The organism is Streptomyces sichuanensis, assembly GCF_020328095.1.
Taxonomy (GTDB): domain Bacteria; phylum Actinomycetota; class Actinomycetes; order Streptomycetales; family Streptomycetaceae; genus Streptomyces; species Streptomyces cinnamoneus.
In genome coordinates, this window is sequence record NZ_JAIXMK010000079.1 from 15,803 (window position 1) to 31,425 (window position 15,623).

The window sequence follows — 15,623 nt, forward strand, 5'->3', positions numbered from 1 at the left end:
AAGCTTTCGAACCTTCGAAGCTTTTGTTCTGCGCCCCTGGTCCCCGCGTCACAAGCCGGGCGCCCGGGGCGCAGTTCGTTTGAGAGAGATCGCGAGGATACGTAACCCATGGCGAAGACCCTGAAGTTCGACGAGGACGCCCGTCGCGCTCTTGAGCGCGGCGTCAACAAGCTTGCCGACACCGTGAAGGTGACGATCGGCCCCAAGGGCCGCAACGTCGTCATCGACAAGAAGTTCGGCGCCCCCACCATCACCAACGACGGCGTCACCATCGCCCGCGAGGTCGAGCTCGACGACGCGTACGAGAACCTGGGCGCCCAGCTCGTCAAGGAGGTGGCGACCAAGACCAACGACATCGCGGGTGACGGCACCACCACCGCGACCGTGCTGGCCCAGGCGCTGGTCCGCGAGGGTCTGCGCAACGTCGCCGCCGGCGCCTCCCCGGCTTCCCTGAAGAAGGGCATCGACGCCGCGGTCAAGGCCGTCTCCGACGACCTGCTGGCGACCGCCCGCCCGATCGCCGACAAGGCCGACATCGCCGCCGTCGCCGCGCTCTCCGCGCAGGACAAGCAGGTCGGCGAGCTCATCGCCGAGGCCATGGACAAGGTCGGCAAGGACGGTGTCATCACCGTCGAGGAGTCCAACACCTTCGGTCTGGAGCTGGACTTCACCGAGGGCATGGCCTTCGACAAGGGTTACCTTTCGCCGTACATGGTCACCGACCAGGAGCGTATGGAGGCCGTCCTCGACGACCCGTACATCCTGATCCACCAGGGCAAGATCTCCTCGATCCAGGACCTGCTCCCGCTGCTGGAGAAGATCATCCAGGGCGGTGGCTCCAAGCCGCTGCTGATCATCGCCGAGGACGTCGAGGGCGAGGCCCTCTCCACCCTGGTCGTCAACAAGATCCGCGGCACGTTCAACGCCGTGGCCGTCAAGGCCCCGGGCTTCGGTGACCGCCGCAAGGCGATGCTGGGCGACATGGCCACCCTCACCGGTGCCACCGTCATCGCCGAGGAGGTCGGCCTCAAGCTCGACCAGGCCGGTCTGGACGTGCTGGGCTCCGCCCGCCGCGTGACGATCACCAAGGACGACACCACCATCGTCGACGGCGGCGGCAACGCCGAGGACGTCGCGGGTCGCGTCGCCCAGATCAAGGCCGAGATCGAGACCACCGACTCGGACTGGGACCGCGAGAAGCTCCAGGAGCGCCTCGCCAAGCTCGCCGGTGGCGTCTGCGTCATCCGTGTGGGTGCGGCCACCGAGGTCGAGCTCAAGGAGAAGAAGCACCGTCTGGAGGACGCCATCTCCGCGACCCGCGCCGCGGTCGAGGAGGGCATCGTCTCCGGTGGTGGCTCCGCGCTCGTCCACGCCGCCAAGGTGCTGGACGGCGGCCTGGGCAAGGAGGGTGACGAGGCCACCGGCGTCGCCGTCGTCCGCCGCGCCGTCGTCGAGCCGCTGCGCTGGATCGCCGAGAACGCCGGCCTGGAGGGCTACGTCATCACCTCCAAGGTCGCCGAGCTGGAGAAGGGCCAGGGCTTCAACGCCGCCACCGGCGAGTACGGCGACCTGGTGAAGGCCGGCGTCATCGACCCGGTCAAGGTCACCCGCTCCGCCCTGGAGAACGCCGCGTCCATCGCCTCCCTGCTGCTCACGACCGAGACCCTGGTCGTCGAGAAGAAGGAAGAGGAGTCCGCCGAGGCCGGTCACGGCCACGGTCACGGCCACGCGCACTGACGCACCGGCACCTTTGCACCACGGCCCGGCCCGGCCTCCCCTCCGCGGGAGGCCGGGCCGGGCCGTTCGTGTGTCGCGTTCGTGCGGCGCTCGGGTGCGGTGGTGGGGAGCCGTTCCGTCACGGCCCCCGCCCCGCCGTCACGGCCCCACGTCCAGCTGGCTCCGCAGGCCCATCAGGTCGTAGATCCACCAGCCCTCCGCGATCTTCCCGTCCGCGAAGCGGTGGATCGTCACGCCGTCCATCGTGGCCCGCCGGCCCGTCGGCTGCAGCCCCATGAAGTCGCCCTGGTGGATGCCCCGCCAGGTCCAGTGGGTGGTGACCTGATCGCCCTCGGCCACCTGGCAGTGGAGGACGAAGTCGAAGTCGAACGCGTTCCGCCAGTACGCCACGTCCTGCTTGATGACCTGGGACCCGGTCGTGGTCTGCTCTTCCTTGCCGACGTCGTGGTCGCGGTAGTCGGTCGCGTAGAGCTCGTCGACGAGATCCAGGTCGCCGCCGGCGGCGACCTCCTCGAAGAAGCGGCGGGCCGTCGTCTTGTTGACCTGCTCGTCGCGGACGACGTCGAGGTCGGTGAAGGTCGGCATGCCGTCGCAGAGCGCCACCATCTCCTCGAAGATCCGGTTGGTCTCCGGGAGGTTCGAGTTCTTCATCGCCTCTTCGTAGGACGGGAACTCGACGATCTCGACGTAGTGGTCGGCGGCTGCGCGGTCCCGGCCGACGATCGAGTGGGTCGCGGTGCGCCTGCCCTCGGTGGCGGCGAGCCACTCGTCCATGAGCCGGTTCATGTCGTCGTACCGGCTGGTCTTGCAGTCGATTACCTGTACGAAAGTCATGGCGCCTCCCAGGTGATATGTCCAGGCTAGCCCGGAATGTTCACCCGGGAGGCGGGGCGGGGGTCAGTTCGGCCCGTACCGGCGGCCCGTCGACGCGCTCGCGCGCGAGACCGCACGGCGCGGGGCCAGCTTCATCAGGCCCGTCAGCGCCTTGTACCGAGGGTCGGGAATGGACAGCGACTTGCCGCGGGCGAGGTCCTTCAGGGCGGCCTCGACGAGCTTGTCGGCGTCCAGCCACATCCAGCCCGGCACATTGTCCACCCCCATGCCGGCCCGCTGGTGGAACTCCGTACGGACGAAGCCGGGGCACAGGGCCATCAGCCGCACCCCGCTGCCCGCCAGGTCCCGCGCGGCACCCTGGGTGAACTGCACCACCCACGCCTTGCTCGCCCCGTACGTACCCCGGGGGACGAACGCGGCCACCGACGCCACGTTGACGACCCCGCCGCGCCTGCGCTCGCGCATGCCCGCGGCCGCAGCCGACGTCAGCCGCAGGACCGCCTCGCAGTGCACCTTGAGCATGGTCAGCTCGTCGGCCATCGAGACTTCGAGGTAGCGGCCCTTGTTGCCGAAGCCGGCGTTGTTGACCAGCAGGTCCACCGGGTTCTTGCGGTCCGAGAGCCGGGCCTCGACGGCCGCGATGCCCTCCTCCTCCGACAGGTCCGCGCGGAGCACCTCCACCTCCACCCGGTGGCGGTCGTGCAGCTCGGTCGCTTGCTCGCCCAGCCGCTTCTCGTCCCGGGCCACGATGACCAGGTTGTGTCCGTCGGCCGCCAGGCGTCGTGCGAAGGCCGCGCCGATGCCGGCCGTGGCTCCCGTGATCAGTGCAGTCGTCATACCGGAACGTTAGTGCTCGCCGCCCGTCCCCGGGTGCCTCCCCCGTCCTCCGTTCGCCCCTGCGGGGCGCTGTGCGGCAGATCCGCCCCCCGTGCCCGCGCCTCCCGCGCCCCCGTGGCCAACGCCCTCCGGCGCGCACGCCGTTGACGACGCCGACCGGCGCCCCAAAGGGAGTGATGGACATTTCGCGACGGACCCAAGTCTGCCTTATGCTCGGAGCTATGATCGAGGCTCGTCACCTGAGGGTGCTGCGCGCGGTGGCCGCCACCGGTTCGTTCTCCGCGGCCGCCCGCGACCTGGGCTGCACCCAGCCCGCCGTCAGTCAGCAGATGAAGGCCCTGGAGCAGTCGACGGGCACCCCCCTGCTGATCCGCACGGGGCGCGAGATGCGCCTGACCGAGGCGGGCGAGGCCCTCGTCCGGCACGCCGCCGGGATCCTGGCCGGGCTGACCGCGGCCGAGGAGGAGATCGCGGCCATCGCCGGGCTGCGGGCGGGGCGCGTGCGACTGGTGTCCTTCCCCAGCGGCAGCTCGACGCTGGTGCCCACCGCGCTCGCCGAGATGCGGGCCGCCCATCCCGGCACCCAGATCTCCCTCGTCGAGGCGGAGCCGCCGCGCTCGGTGGAGATGCTGCGCGAGGGCGACTGCGAGATCGCGCTCGCCTTCCGCTACCCCGACGTGCGCGGCGCCGATCCGGCCGCCGGCGCGGAGTGGGACGACCTGGTCGTACGGCCGCTGCTGACGGACCGTCTCATCGGCGTGGTGCCGGAGGGGCACCGGCTGGCGGGCGCGGAGCGCATCGGGATCGACGAGCTGGAGCAGGAGCCCTGGATCGCCGGCTGTCCGCGCTGCCGGCGGCATCTGGTGGAGGTCTGCGAGAGCGCGGGCTTCACGCCGCGCATCGACTTCGCCACCGACGACTACCCGGCCGTCTTCGGGCTGGTCGGGGCCGGGCTCGGGGTGGCCGTCATGCCGGAGCTGGCGCTGGAGTCGGTCCGGCCGAAGGGGGCCCGCACGGTGCCCGTCGAGCCGGTCGTCCACCGCGAGATCGTCGCCCTCACGCTGCCCGACCTGGCCCGGGTGCCGGCGGTCGCGGCGATGCTGGACCGCCTGGTGGCCGCCGCCCACCGCTGAGCACGCCCGCGTACTGAAGCGTTTCTTCCGGGGCGGTCGACGGGATGTGCCCGGGCGCTCAGGCGGTCATGGCACCGGCGCCCGCGCCGCTCGCGGTGATGGAGCGGTGCCGCGCGCGCCCCATGAGCTCCTCGCGCTCGTCCTCGGTCAGGCCGCCCCACACGCCGTAGGGCTCCCGTACCGCCAGCGCGTGCGCCGCGCACTCGGCGCGTACCGGGCATCGCATGCACACCTCCTTCGCGGAGGTCTCACGGGCGCTGCGGGCGGCACCCCGTTCGCCCTCGGGGTGGAAGAAGAGCGAGCTGTCGACCCCTCGGCACGCCGCCAGCAGCTGCCAGTCCCACAGGTCGGCGTTGGGACCGGGGAGGCGGGAGAAATCTGCCATTGCTTATCCCCTCGGGACGATCTGTCGAAGTGATCCGTTGCAGTACCCGTCCATACCTCTGTCATGCGTCTGCTGTGTGAGCAGATGAAAATATGACTCATTGCGAATCTAGCCACAGACGGCATCAAATGGGAAGAAAAACAGGTCCGACTGGGCAAATGGGGCATAGCTTGCCTGGTGGGGCGGGCGCCCCCTGTGCGCCCTGCTCCGTGTCCGCGCCCTCACGTAGAGTGCCGAACACGGCCGACCGAGCCCGTAACTCTTTCGGGTGACCGTCGTTGAGAGTGCGGAGGCGGTTGACGCATCAAGCAGTCGGGCGGGTGGCAGTGCCCGGGCGTCGTCAATCGCACAGGTGACGATCAATACCAGCCTCTGGAGGCTCAAGGTGACGCGCATCAGCTGCGGAGGGCGGCCATGACATCCGTCCTCGTCTGCGACGACTCCCCGCTTGCCCGAGAAGCGCTCCGTCGCGCGGTGGCGACCGTGCCCGGCGTCGAGCGCGTGACGACGGCGGCCAACGGCGAGGAAGTCCTCCGCCGCTGGGGCGCCGATCGTTCGGACCTCATTCTGATGGACGTACGCATGCCCGGTCTCGGCGGTGTGGAGACCGTCCGCCGGCTGCTCTCGGCCGACCCCGGCGCCCGCATCATCATGCTCACGGTCGCGGAGGACCTGGACGGGGTCGCGCTCGCGGTCGCCGCAGGTGCGCGCGGCTATCTCCACAAGGACGCCTCGCGCGCCGAGCTCCGCGCCACCGTGACCCAGGCGCTCGCCGACCCCACCTGGCGGCTGGCACCGCGCCGGCTGCGCTCCGCCGAGATGGGCGCGGCGCCCACGCTCACCGCGCGGGAGATCCAGGTGCTGGAGGGCATGAGCCACGGCCGCTCCAACGCCGAGATCGGCCGTGAGCTGTTCCTCTCCGAGGACACCGTCAAGACCCACGCGCGTCGTCTGTTCAAGAAGCTGGGCGCCTCGGACCGGGCGCACGCCGTGGCGCTGGGCTTCCGCTGGGGCCTGGTCCGCTAGGTCGCCGACGGCCGGTTCCGGGGCAGCTCTGGGGTGTCGTGTTCGTGCGTCGAAGCGGGGGAGTGACGTACCCCGCCCGCCGGGGAGCGGGCGGGGCGGCCCGACGTGGCCGCCCGCCCGGCGGCCGCCGATCACCGGCCCGCTGCACGTTTCCCGCGCGCTGCCGCATCCTTGGAGTATGGAGTTCCTCGGGGACGGCTCGGGAAGGCGTGATGGGAAGGTGCGGGACATGACCGCCGGCGCACCCGCTCATAACGCTTCGGTGCACAACTACGGATGCGGTGCCGCGGAGAATCCGGCGTCAAGGCACCATGGACCGATGCGCGACGACGACACGACAGCCATTGGCGCGCTCGTCGCCCGCGCCGTCGAGGGCGACCGCCAGGCCACCCACGACCTGCTCGCCCTGGTGCACCCGCTCGCGCTGCGCTACTGCCGTACGCGCCTGTCGCGGCTGCCCGGCGACGCCCGCCACTTCGTCGACGACCTCGCCCAGGAGGTCTGCCTGGCGGTGCTGTGCGCCCTGCCGCGCTACCGCGACACCGGGCGGCCCTTCGAGGCGTTCGTCGTGGCCATCGCCGCGCACAAGGTCGCCGACCTGCAGCGGGCCGCCATGCGCCACCCGGGGAGCACCGCCGTGCCCTCCGACGAGATGCCCGAGCAGCCGGACGACTCGCTCGGGCCGGAGGAGCGTGCCCTGCTCAGCAGCGATGCCGAGTGGGCCAAGAAGCTGCTCGCCAACCTCCCGGAGAACCAGCGCGAGCTCGTCCTGCTGCGGGTCGCCGTGGGGCTTACGGCCGAGGAGACGGGGCAGATGCTCGGCATGTCGCCGGGTGCCGTGCGCGTCGCCCAGCACCGCGCGCTCAGCAGGCTCCGGGCGCTCGCGGAACAGTGATCCAATCCTCTGGGGCAGCCGACCGACCGAATCCTGTAGGAATCTCCAAGTGATGCGGACCTCAGTGCTCGTGGAATGGGACACCACTGGCGGCCGTTAGCATGGGAGTCCTCGCTGGGGCAAGACCATTTGGGAAGGTGTCATGACTGACAACGTCGACGGAATGCCCGGGAAATTCGCGATGCTCGGTCTGACATACGACGACGTCCTGCTGCTGCCGGGCGCCTCCGAGGTCCTGCCGAACGCCGTGGACACCTCCTCCCGGGTCTCGCGGAACGTCCGGGTCAACATCCCGCTGCTGTCCGCCGCCATGGACAAGGTGACCGAGGCGCGCATGGCCATCGCCATGGCCCGCCAGGGCGGCGCGGGCGTGCTGCACCGCAACCTGTCCATCGAGGACCAGGCCAACCAGGTCGACCTGGTCAAGCGCTCGGAGTCCGGCATGGTCTCCGACCCGATCACCGTCCGCCCGGACGCCACGCTGGCCGAGGCGGACGCCCTCTGCGCGAAGTTCCGCATCAGCGGCGTGCCGGTCACCGACCCGGCGGGCAAGCTGCTCGGCATCGTCACCAACCGCGACATGGCCTTCGAGGTGGACCGCAGCCGCGCCGTCCGCGAGATCATGACGCCGATGCCGCTGGTGACGGGCAAGGTGGGCATCTCCGGCGAGGACGCCATGGAGCTGCTGCGCCGCCACAAGATCGAGAAGCTGCCGCTGGTCGACGACGCCGGTGTGCTCAAGGGCCTCATCACCGTCAAGGACTTCGTCAAGGCGGAGAAGTACCCCAACGCCGCCAAGGACGCCGAGGGCCGTCTGGTCGTCGGTGCCGCGGTGGGCGTGGGCCCCGAGGCGTTCGAGCGCGCCCAGGCGCTCGTCGAGGCCGGCGCGGACTTCCTGGTCGTCGACAGCGCCCACGGCCACAGCCGCGGCATCCTCGACATGATCGCCAAGATCAAGTCCAACATCAGCGTCGACGTCGTCGGCGGCAACGTCGCCACCCGTGACGGCGCCCAGGCGCTGATTGACGCCGGCGTGGACGGCGTCAAGGTCGGCGTCGGCCCCGGCTCGATCTGCACCACCCGCGTCGTCGCCGGCATCGGCGTGCCGCAGGTCACCGCGATCTACGAGGCCGCCCAGGCGTGCCACGCCGCCGGTGTGCCGCTCATCGGCGACGGCGGCCTGCAGTACTCCGGCGACATCGCCAAGGCGATCGCCGCCGGTGCCGACACGGTGATGCTCGGCTCGCTGCTCGCGGGCTGCGAGGAGTCGCCGGGCGAGATGGTCTTCATCAACGGCAAGCAGTTCAAGTCCTACCGCGGCATGGGCTCCCTGGGCGCCATGCAGTCCCGCGGCCAGGCGCGGTCCTTCTCCAAGGACCGCTACTTCCAGGACAACGTCCTCTCCGAGGACAAGCTGGTGCCCGAGGGCATCGAGGGCCAGGTTCCCTACCGCGGCCCGCTGGCCTCCGTCGCCCACCAGCTCATCGGCGGCCTGCGCGCCTCCATGGGCTACGTCGGCTCGGCGGACATCCAGGAGCTCAAGGACAAGGGCCGCTTCGTGCGGATCACGTCCGCGGGCCTCAAGGAGAGCCACCCGCACGACATCCAGATGACCGTGGAAGCGCCGAACTACTCCCGCCGCTAGTAGGACCGGGATAGTTTCGGAGCTTCGTACAGCGCCCGCAGGAGCCCGCGACCGACAGGCCGCGGGCTCCGCCGCGTCGGGGATACTGGTATGCGGCAGACGGAGCGCCAAGGAAAGTGAAAGGCCACAGACGTGACTGAGATCGAGATCGGGCGCGGCAAGCGCGGCCGCCGGGCGTACGCGTTCGACGACATCGCCGTCGTCCCGAGTCGCCGTACCCGCGACCCGAAGGAGGTCTCGATCGCCTGGCAGATCGATGCCTACCGCTTCGAGCTGCCGTTCCTGGCCGCCCCGATGGACTCGGTCGTCTCGCCCGAGACCGCCATCCGGATCGGTGAGCTGGGCGGCCTGGGCGTGCTCAACCTTGAGGGTCTGTGGACCCGCTACGAGGACCCCGAGTCGCTGCTCGCCGAGATCGCCGAGCTGGACGAGACGGCTGCGACCAAGCGCCTCCAGGAGATCTACGCCGCGCCGATCAAGGAAGAGCTGATCGGGCAGCGCATCAAGGAGGTCCGCGACTCGGGTGTCGTGACCGCCGCCGCGCTCTCCCCGCAGCGCACCGCGCAGTTCTCCAAGGCCGTCGTCGACGCCGGCGTGGACATCTTCGTGATCCGCGGCACCACCGTCTCCGCCGAGCACGTCTCGGGCGCCGCCGAGCCGCTGAACCTCAAGCAGTTCATCTACGAGCTCGACGTCCCCGTCATCGTCGGCGGCTGCGCCACCTACACCGCCGCCCTGCACCTGATGCGCACGGGCGCGGCGGGCGTGCTCGTCGGCTTCGGCGGCGGCGCCGCCCACACCACGCGCAACGTCCTGGGCATCCAGGTCCCGATGGCGACCGCCGTGGCCGACGTGGCCGCCGCCCGCCGCGACTACATGGACGAGTCCGGCGGCCGCTACGTGCACGTCATCGCCGACGGCGGCGTGGGCTGGTCCGGCGACCTGCCCAAGGCCATCGCCTGCGGTGCGGACGCCGTGATGATGGGTTCCCCGCTCGCGCGCGCCACCGACGCCCCGGGCCGTGGCTTCCACTGGGGCATGGAGGCCGTCCACGAGGACGTGCCGCGCGGCAAGCGCATGAACCTCGGCACGGTCGGCTCCACCGAGGAGATCCTCACCGGTCCCTCGCACACCCCGGACGGGTCGATGAACTTCTTCGGCGCGCTGCGCCGGGCGATGGCCACCACGGGCTACAGCGAGCTCAAGGAGTTCCAGCGGGTCGAGGTGACGGTCGCGCCGTCGCAGCACGACAAGCGCTGACCCCGCGTCGGCTCCGCCGGCTCCGCGTCGGCTTCCGGGCCCGGTCTGCTGCGGCAGGCCGGGCCTTTCGCGTTCCCTGCGAGCCCCGTTAGCGCCGTATAAACATTCGATCGTAGGGAATACTGGCGACTTATGGCGCAAAGCAAGTCGTTCAGCGGCAGGGACATGGGTATCGACCTCGGCACCGCGAACACGCTGGTGTACGTACGCGGGAAGGGAGTGGTGCTCAACGAGCCCTCGGTCGTGGCCGTCAACGCCGAGGACGGCAGTGTGCTGTCGGTCGGCTCCGAGGCGAAGGAGACCATCGGCCGCACGCCGTCGAGCATCGTCGCCATCCGCCCGCTGCGCGACGGCGTCATAGCCGACTTCGAGATAGCCGAGCGCATGCTGCGGCACTTCATCAAGAAGGTGATGGGCAACCGCCTCTTCTCCCGGCCGCGCGTCGTGGTCTGTGTGCCGTCCGGCATCACGGGCGTCGAGCGCCGTGCCGTCATCGAGGCCGCCTCGCAGGCCGGGGCCCGGCAGGTGCACCTGGTCGAGGAGCCCATGGCGGCGGCGATCGGCGCGGGCCTGCCGGTCAGCGAGCCCACCGGCTGCATGGTCGTCGACATCGGCGGCGGCACCACCGAGGTCGCGGTGATCTCGCTGGGCGGCATCGTCACGGCCCGTTCGGTGCGGACGGCCGGCGACGCGATGGACGCGGCCATCATTTCGTACGTCAAGAAGAAGTACGCCATGGCGATCGGCGAACGCACCGCCGAGGACCTCAAGATGAGCATCGGCTCCGCCTCGCCCACCCATTACTTGTCGGAGTCCGGGCTCGCGGCCCTCGCCCGGCACGTCGCGGCCGGCGGCCAGGACGAGACGGGCGACCCGGAGGAGACCCAGGGCCTGCGGCCCGGCGACCGCTGCACCATCCGCGGCCGGGACCAGGTCAGCGGCCTGCCCAAGACCCTGGAGCTGACGGCCGACGAGATCCGGCACGCACTGTCCGAGCCGGTGGACGCGATCGTCATGGCCGTACGTCAGACGCTGGACGAGACGCCGCCGGAGCTGTCCGGCGACATCATGGACCGGGGCATCGTGCTCACCGGCGGCGGCGCACTGCTGCGCGGCCTGGACGTGCGCCTGAGCAAGGAGCTCGACATCCCGGTGATCATCGCCGACGACCCGCTGGACTGCGTGGCCGTCGGCACCGGGCGCTGCGTGGAGAACTTCGCCTCCCTGCGGACCGTCCTGGACGCCCAGCCGCGGATGCTGTCGACCGGCCGGCTGTAACGGCGCGCCGTCCGCGCGGGGAGCGGCGCCTCACAGGCGGTGCGCCGCTCCCGCCGGACTCGCGCCGCGGGTGTCGAGCAGCAGCTGTGCCTTGACCGACAGGCCCTGCAGGTCGTACTTGCGGTGGTGCTGGAGAAGGACCGTCAGGTCGGAGGCGGCGGCCGCCTCGTGGGGGCAGTCGGCGCGCGGCACGGGGTGGCCGAGGACGCGCCACTCCGGTACGTAGGGGTCGTGGTAGCTGAGCTGGGCGCCCATCTCCATCAGCCGGGAGGCGATCTCCCGGGCCGGTGAGCCCTCCTGGTCGCCGACGTCGGGCTTGTAGCTGACCCCGAGCAGCAGGACGCGGGCGCCGCGCGCCGACTTGCCGTGCTCGTTGAGCAGTGTGGCGCAGCGCTGGATGACGTAACGCGGCATCCGCCCGTTGACCTCCTGGGCGAGCTCCACCATGCGCAGCGGATAGCCGAGGCTGCGGCCCTTGTAGGAGAGGTAATTGGGGTCGATGGGCACCCCGTGGCCGCCCACCCCGGGGCCCGGCCGGAACGCCTGGAAGCCGAAGGGCTTGGTCTCGGCGCAGCGCACGACGTCCCAGAGGTCGACGCCGATGTCATGGCAGAAGACCGCCATCTCGTTGGCGAGTGCGATGTTGACGTGCCGGTAGTTGGTCTCCAGGACCTTGACCGCCTCGGCCTCGCGGGGGCCCCGGGCGCGGACGACCCGCTCGCAGACCCGTCCGTAGAAGGCGGCGGCGGCCTCCGTGCAGGCGGGGGTGAGGCCGCCGATGACCTTCGGGGTGTTGGCGTAGGCGTGGTGGCGGTTGCCGGGGTCGAAGCGGCTGGGCGAGTAGGCCAGGTGGAAGTCCTGGCCGGCCCGCAGGCCGGAACCCGCTTCGAGGAGGGGGCGCAGGACGTCTTCCGTGGTGCCGGGGTAGACGGGGGACTCCAGGAGCACGGTGGTGTGCGGGCGCAGCCGCGGCGCGAGGGTGCGGGCGGCGTCGGTGATGGCGCTCAGGTCCAGGGCCCGGTCCTCGCCGAGGCGGGTGGGCGCGCAGATCACGGCCGTACGGACCCGGCCCAGCTCGGCGTCCTCGGTCGTGGCGCGGAAGCCGGCGTTGAGCATGCGGCGGATCCCGGCGACGGTGAGACAGCCGTCGGCGCCCTCGGAGGGCATGCGCCCGGCGCGCAGCTCGGCGACGGTATGGGCGTCGGGGTCGTAGCCGACGGTGGGGATGCCCGCGGCCGTGGCGGCCTGGGCGAGGGGGAGTCCGAGATAGCCGAGGCCGATGACGGCGAGATCTGCGGGCATGGCGGGGTGCGGTCCTTCCCGGAGGGGATTCCGGCGGTTTCCGACGGGTTTCCGGCGGGGATCAGCCGTTACATCAGGTTAGGCGGATATATGACTGTTACCCGGTATTGCCGCGGCGTGGCACGCCCGCCACACGCTGCCCGGATGCCGTCCCGCCGGGCTCCGGCGCGGCCGAAGCGGCCGATCTGGGGCAGCATCGAAGGAGAACGGGCGCGGCCCCAAAGCGATGGGGCCGCGGCGCCGTCCGCGGTCCCGGGGCGGAGCAGGGCCCCGTGCGGGCCCGCCGCGACAGCGGCGCGGATCCGGCGGGGCGTGGCGACGCCGGCAGCGGCGGGTCACCGGCAGCGGCGGCGAGAGCGGCCAGGCAGGAGGCAGCGGTGAGGACAGCGACACTCGGGCCGGCCGAGCGCGGAGCGGCGCTCGCCCGGATGGCGGAGCGGGAACTGGACATCCTGGTGGTCGGCGCCGGCGTCGTCGGCGCGGGCACCGCGCTGGACGCGGCCACCCGCGGCCTGGCCACCGGGCTCGTGGAGGCCCGGGACTGGGCGGCGGGCACGTCCAGCAGGTCCAGTAAGCTCATCCACGGCGGACTGCGCTATCTGGAGATGCTCGACTTCGCCCTCGTGCGCGAAGCCCTCAAGGAGCGTGGCCTCCTGCTGCAGCGCCTCGCCCCGCACCTGGTCAAGCCGGTGCCCTTCCTCTATCCGCTGCAGCACCGGGGGTGGGAGCGCTTCTACGCCGGCTCGGGCGTGGCCCTCTACGACGCCATGTCCCTCTCCTCCGGGCACGGCCGCGGCCTGCCCGCCCACCGTCACCTCACCCGCAGAAAGGCCCTGCGGGTCGCTCCCTGCCTGCGCAAGGACGCACTGATCGGCGCCCTGCAGTACTACGACGCCCAGATGGACGACGCCCGCTACGTCACCACCCTCGTCCGCACCGCTGCCGCCTACGGCGCCGACACCGCCAACCGCGCCCGTGTCGTGGGCTTCCTCCGCGAGGGCGAACGCGTCGTCGGCGCCCGCGTGCGCGACCTCGAACAGGGCGGCGAGTTCGAGATCCGGGCCCGGCAGGTCGTCAACGCCACCGGTGTGTGGACGGACGACACCCAGCAGCTCATCGCCGAGCGCGGCCAGTTCCACGTACGGGCCTCCAAGGGCATCCACCTGGTCGTGCCGAAGGACCGCATCCACTCCACCACCGGGCTGATCCTGCGCACCGAGAAGAGCGTCCTCTTCGTCATCCCCTGGGGCCGCCACTGGATCATCGGCACGACGGACACCGACTGGGACCTCGACAAGGCCCACCCGGCGGCCTCCAGCGCCGACATCGACTACCTGCTGGAGCACGTGAACTCGGTGCTCGCCGTCCCCCTCACCCGCGACGACGTCCAGGGCGTCTACGCCGGGCTGCGCCCACTGCTGGCCGGCGAGTCCGACGCCACCAGCAAGCTCTCCCGCGAGCACACCGTCGCCCACCCCGTGCCCGGACTGGTGGTCGTGGCGGGCGGCAAGTACACCACGTACCGCGTGATGGCGAAGGACGCGGTGGACGAGGCGGTGCACGGCCTGACCCAGCGGGTGGCCGACTGCGTCACGGAGGACGTGCCGCTGGTGGGCGCCGAGGGCTACCGGGCACTGTGGAACGGCCGGGCGCAGATCGCCCGGCGCACCGGACTCCACGTGGCGCGCGTCGAGCACCTGCTCAACCGCTACGGCTCGCTCGTCGACGAGGTGCTCGCCTACGTCACCGCCGACCCGGCGATGGGCGAACCGCTGACGGGCGCCGACGAATACCTGCGGGCCGAGGTCGTCTACGCCGCCTCGCACGAGGGGGCGCGCCACCTCGACGACGTCCTCACCCGGCGGACCCGGATCTCGATCGAGACCTTCGACCGGGGCACACGCTGCGCCCGCGAGGCCGCCGAGCTGATCGCGCCGGTGCTGGGCTGGGACGCGGCCCAGGTCGACAAGGAGGTCGAGCACTACGAGAAGCGCGTGGAGGCCGAACGGGAGTCCCAGCGGCAGCCCGACGACCTGACGGCGGACGCGGCCCGTCTGGGGGCACCGGAGATCCAGCCCATCTAGGCGCCCGTGGTGCTGCTTGTCCGGGGGCAGAAGTTCTCCCGGAGGAGCTCGGCCTCGGTCCCGGCGGGTGGCCGGGTGTCGCTGTTGACGCGGTAGCTGACCACGTGCCGGCCGTCGGTGGTGCCCAGCGTCTGGACGTAGGAGCCGTTGATCTCGCCGTTGTGACCCCAGACCGTGCGCCGGCACGGCAGCCGGACGGGGAAGACGCCCATGCCGTAGCGGCCGCCGGTGGCCTTCGTGTCCAGCATGGTGCGCAGCTCGGGCGCGGCCAGCAGCTCGCCGCCGAGGAGCGCGGCGAAGAGACGGTTGAGGTCGGGGAGGGTGGAGACCATCTCCCCGGCGGCACCCGCGACGGACGGGTTGAGCTCGGTGACGTCGTGCGGGCTGCCGTCTGCTGACGCGCTGTAGGCCCGGCCGTGCGGGACGGGGAGCGTGGTGCGGGTGCCGGGGAAGCTGGTGCCGGAGAGGCGCAAGGGGGTGATGACGCGGCGTAGGGCCTCGGTGGCGTAGGAGTGGCCGGTGACCTGACGGATGACCATACCGAGGAGGAGGTAGTCGGTGTTGGAGTAGCGGTACCGGGCGCCGGGCGGCGCGTACGGGGCGTGGGCCACTGCGGTCCGTACCAATGTCTCGGGCGAGCGGGCGGTGAGGCGGTGGTCGGTGACGTCCCGGTAGAGGGCGAGGTCGTCGGTGTACGAGAACAGCCCGCTGGTGTGGGTGAGGAGTTGGCGGACCGTGACATCCCGCCCGTACCGGGCGCGCCGGACCGCGTCGGCGGTGGGTTGCGGTAGGTGTCCGGTGGCCGGATCGTCCACCTCCAGCCGGTGCTCGGCCGCCAGCTGGAGCACGACCACGGCGATGACCGTCTTGGTGATGCTCCCGGCACGGAAGCGGTCCGTGAGGCCGATGGGACGTCCGCTCCGTACGTCCGACACGCCCGCGGTGGTGAACCGGAGGGCCCCTTGAGCATCTTGTGACAGCTCCGCCGCACCGGGAACCGTCCGCCCGGAAACCAGGTCCTGTAGAGGGGAGCGGGCGACGTCGCCACCGCATCCCGTCATCGCCGACACCGTTACGGCGCAGGTCAGCGCGGCTATGGTCGCGGTGAGTCGCGGGCGGGCGGTGCGCGTCGGCATGCGCCCATCATCCACGGCCTCCCGGACCCTGGCCTTCCACAGGTCTGCGGATGAGAGACAATGGTCGCTCT

13 protein-coding genes are annotated in these 15,623 nt (G+C 71.3%); 8 read left to right on the forward strand and 5 right to left on the reverse strand.

Annotated features, from left to right (window positions below):
• Nucleotides 1-108 precede the first annotated feature (108 nt).
• Entirely contained in the window at nucleotides 109-1,737 is a 1,629-nt protein-coding gene (gene groL / locus LE181_RS21450) for a chaperonin GroEL (protein WP_225662950.1), read from the forward strand.
• Between the two features lie 138 nt (nucleotides 1,738-1,875).
• On the opposite strand, the gene LE181_RS21455 is transcribed toward groL, so the two are convergent.
• Both LE181_RS21455 and LE181_RS21460 read right to left on the reverse strand, forming a co-directional pair.
• Entirely contained in the window at nucleotides 1,876-2,571 is a 696-nt protein-coding gene (locus tag LE181_RS21455) for an ester cyclase (protein ID WP_225662951.1), read from the reverse strand.
• Nucleotides 2,572-2,634: 63 nt separating this feature from the next.
• Nucleotides 2,635-3,408, reverse strand: a complete 774-nt coding sequence (locus tag LE181_RS21460) for an SDR family NAD(P)-dependent oxidoreductase (protein ID WP_225662952.1) — start codon at nucleotides 3,406-3,408, stop codon at nucleotides 2,635-2,637.
• A gap of 221 nt (nucleotides 3,409-3,629) precedes the next feature.
• Between LE181_RS21460 and LE181_RS21465 the strand changes: the two genes are divergently transcribed.
• On the forward strand, nucleotides 3,630-4,541 hold the full coding sequence (locus LE181_RS21465) for a LysR family transcriptional regulator (RefSeq protein ID WP_225662953.1): 912 nt from the start codon (nucleotides 3,630-3,632) through the stop codon (nucleotides 4,539-4,541).
• Nucleotides 4,542-4,599: 58 nt separating this feature from the next.
• Here the strand turns inward: LE181_RS21465 and LE181_RS21470 are convergent, their stop codons facing one another.
• Nucleotides 4,600-4,926 carry a WhiB family transcriptional regulator gene (locus LE181_RS21470; RefSeq protein WP_099199465.1) on the reverse strand — a complete coding sequence of 109 codons (327 nt, stop codon included), beginning with the start codon at nucleotides 4,924-4,926 and terminating at the stop codon, nucleotides 4,600-4,602.
• A gap of 414 nt (nucleotides 4,927-5,340) precedes the next feature.
• On the opposite strand from LE181_RS21470, the gene LE181_RS21475 reads away from it, so the two are divergent.
• The 5 genes from LE181_RS21475 (at nucleotide 5,341) to LE181_RS21495 (ending at nucleotide 11,030) form a co-directional block, all read left to right on the forward strand.
• The gene (locus tag LE181_RS21475; RefSeq protein ID WP_003948568.1) at nucleotides 5,341-5,952 is read left to right on the forward strand and encodes a response regulator transcription factor; all 612 of its coding nucleotides are present in this window, start codon (nucleotides 5,341-5,343) and stop codon (nucleotides 5,950-5,952) included.
• Between the two features lie 319 nt (nucleotides 5,953-6,271).
• Complete coding sequence (locus tag LE181_RS21480) at nucleotides 6,272-6,847, forward strand: sigma-70 family RNA polymerase sigma factor (RefSeq protein WP_206279852.1); 576 nt, start codon at nucleotides 6,272-6,274, stop codon at nucleotides 6,845-6,847.
• A gap of 142 nt (nucleotides 6,848-6,989) precedes the next feature.
• Nucleotides 6,990-8,492 carry an IMP dehydrogenase gene (gene guaB, locus LE181_RS21485; protein ID WP_225662954.1) on the forward strand — a complete coding sequence of 501 codons (1,503 nt, stop codon included), beginning with the start codon at nucleotides 6,990-6,992 and terminating at the stop codon, nucleotides 8,490-8,492.
• A 132-nt stretch (nucleotides 8,493-8,624) separates the two neighbouring features.
• Nucleotides 8,625-9,752, forward strand: a complete 1,128-nt coding sequence (locus tag LE181_RS21490) for a GuaB3 family IMP dehydrogenase-related protein (RefSeq protein ID WP_225662955.1) — start codon at nucleotides 8,625-8,627, stop codon at nucleotides 9,750-9,752.
• A 132-nt stretch (nucleotides 9,753-9,884) separates the two neighbouring features.
• Nucleotides 9,885-11,030, forward strand: a complete 1,146-nt coding sequence (locus LE181_RS21495) for a rod shape-determining protein (protein ID WP_225662956.1) — start codon at nucleotides 9,885-9,887, stop codon at nucleotides 11,028-11,030.
• A gap of 30 nt (nucleotides 11,031-11,060) precedes the next feature.
• On the opposite strand, the gene LE181_RS21500 is transcribed toward LE181_RS21495, so the two are convergent.
• A complete protein-coding gene (locus LE181_RS21500; protein ID WP_225662957.1) occupies nucleotides 11,061-12,332 on the reverse strand; it encodes a nucleotide sugar dehydrogenase in 1,272 nt (423 codons plus the stop codon).
• Nucleotides 12,333-12,709: 377 nt separating this feature from the next.
• On the opposite strand from LE181_RS21500, the gene LE181_RS21505 reads away from it, so the two are divergent.
• The gene (locus LE181_RS21505; protein WP_225662958.1) at nucleotides 12,710-14,416 is read left to right on the forward strand and encodes a glycerol-3-phosphate dehydrogenase/oxidase; all 1,707 of its coding nucleotides are present in this window, start codon (nucleotides 12,710-12,712) and stop codon (nucleotides 14,414-14,416) included.
• Here the strand turns inward: LE181_RS21505 and LE181_RS21510 are convergent.
• Entirely contained in the window at nucleotides 14,413-15,552 is a 1,140-nt protein-coding gene (locus tag LE181_RS21510) for a serine hydrolase domain-containing protein (RefSeq protein ID WP_225662959.1), read from the reverse strand. The two genes, LE181_RS21505 and LE181_RS21510, sit on opposite strands and share 4 nt — an antisense overlap.
• Nucleotides 15,553-15,623: the final 71 nt, after the last annotated feature.

Coding starts and splice junctions, on each gene's coding strand:
- LE181_RS21475 (WP_003948568.1), top strand. CDS start 5,341: ATGACATCCGTCCTCGTCTGCGACGACTCCCCGCTTGCCCGAGAAGCG.
- groL (WP_225662950.1), top strand. CDS start 109: ATGGCGAAGACCCTGAAGTTCGACGAGGACGCCCGTCGCGCTCTTGAG.
- LE181_RS21480 (WP_206279852.1), top strand. CDS start 6,272: ATGCGCGACGACGACACGACAGCCATTGGCGCGCTCGTCGCCCGCGCC.
- LE181_RS21510 (WP_225662959.1), bottom strand. CDS start 15,552: ATGCCGACGCGCACCGCCCGCCCGCGACTCACCGCGACCATAGCCGCG.
- LE181_RS21460 (WP_225662952.1), bottom strand. CDS start 3,408: ATGACGACTGCACTGATCACGGGAGCCACGGCCGGCATCGGCGCGGCC.
- LE181_RS21470 (WP_099199465.1), bottom strand. CDS start 4,926: ATGGCAGATTTCTCCCGCCTCCCCGGTCCCAACGCCGACCTGTGGGAC.
- guaB (WP_225662954.1), top strand. CDS start 6,990: ATGACTGACAACGTCGACGGAATGCCCGGGAAATTCGCGATGCTCGGT.
- LE181_RS21465 (WP_225662953.1), top strand. CDS start 3,630: ATGATCGAGGCTCGTCACCTGAGGGTGCTGCGCGCGGTGGCCGCCACC.
- LE181_RS21455 (WP_225662951.1), bottom strand. CDS start 2,571: ATGACTTTCGTACAGGTAATCGACTGCAAGACCAGCCGGTACGACGAC.
- LE181_RS21495 (WP_225662956.1), top strand. CDS start 9,885: ATGGCGCAAAGCAAGTCGTTCAGCGGCAGGGACATGGGTATCGACCTC.
- LE181_RS21500 (WP_225662957.1), bottom strand. CDS start 12,332: ATGCCCGCAGATCTCGCCGTCATCGGCCTCGGCTATCTCGGACTCCCC.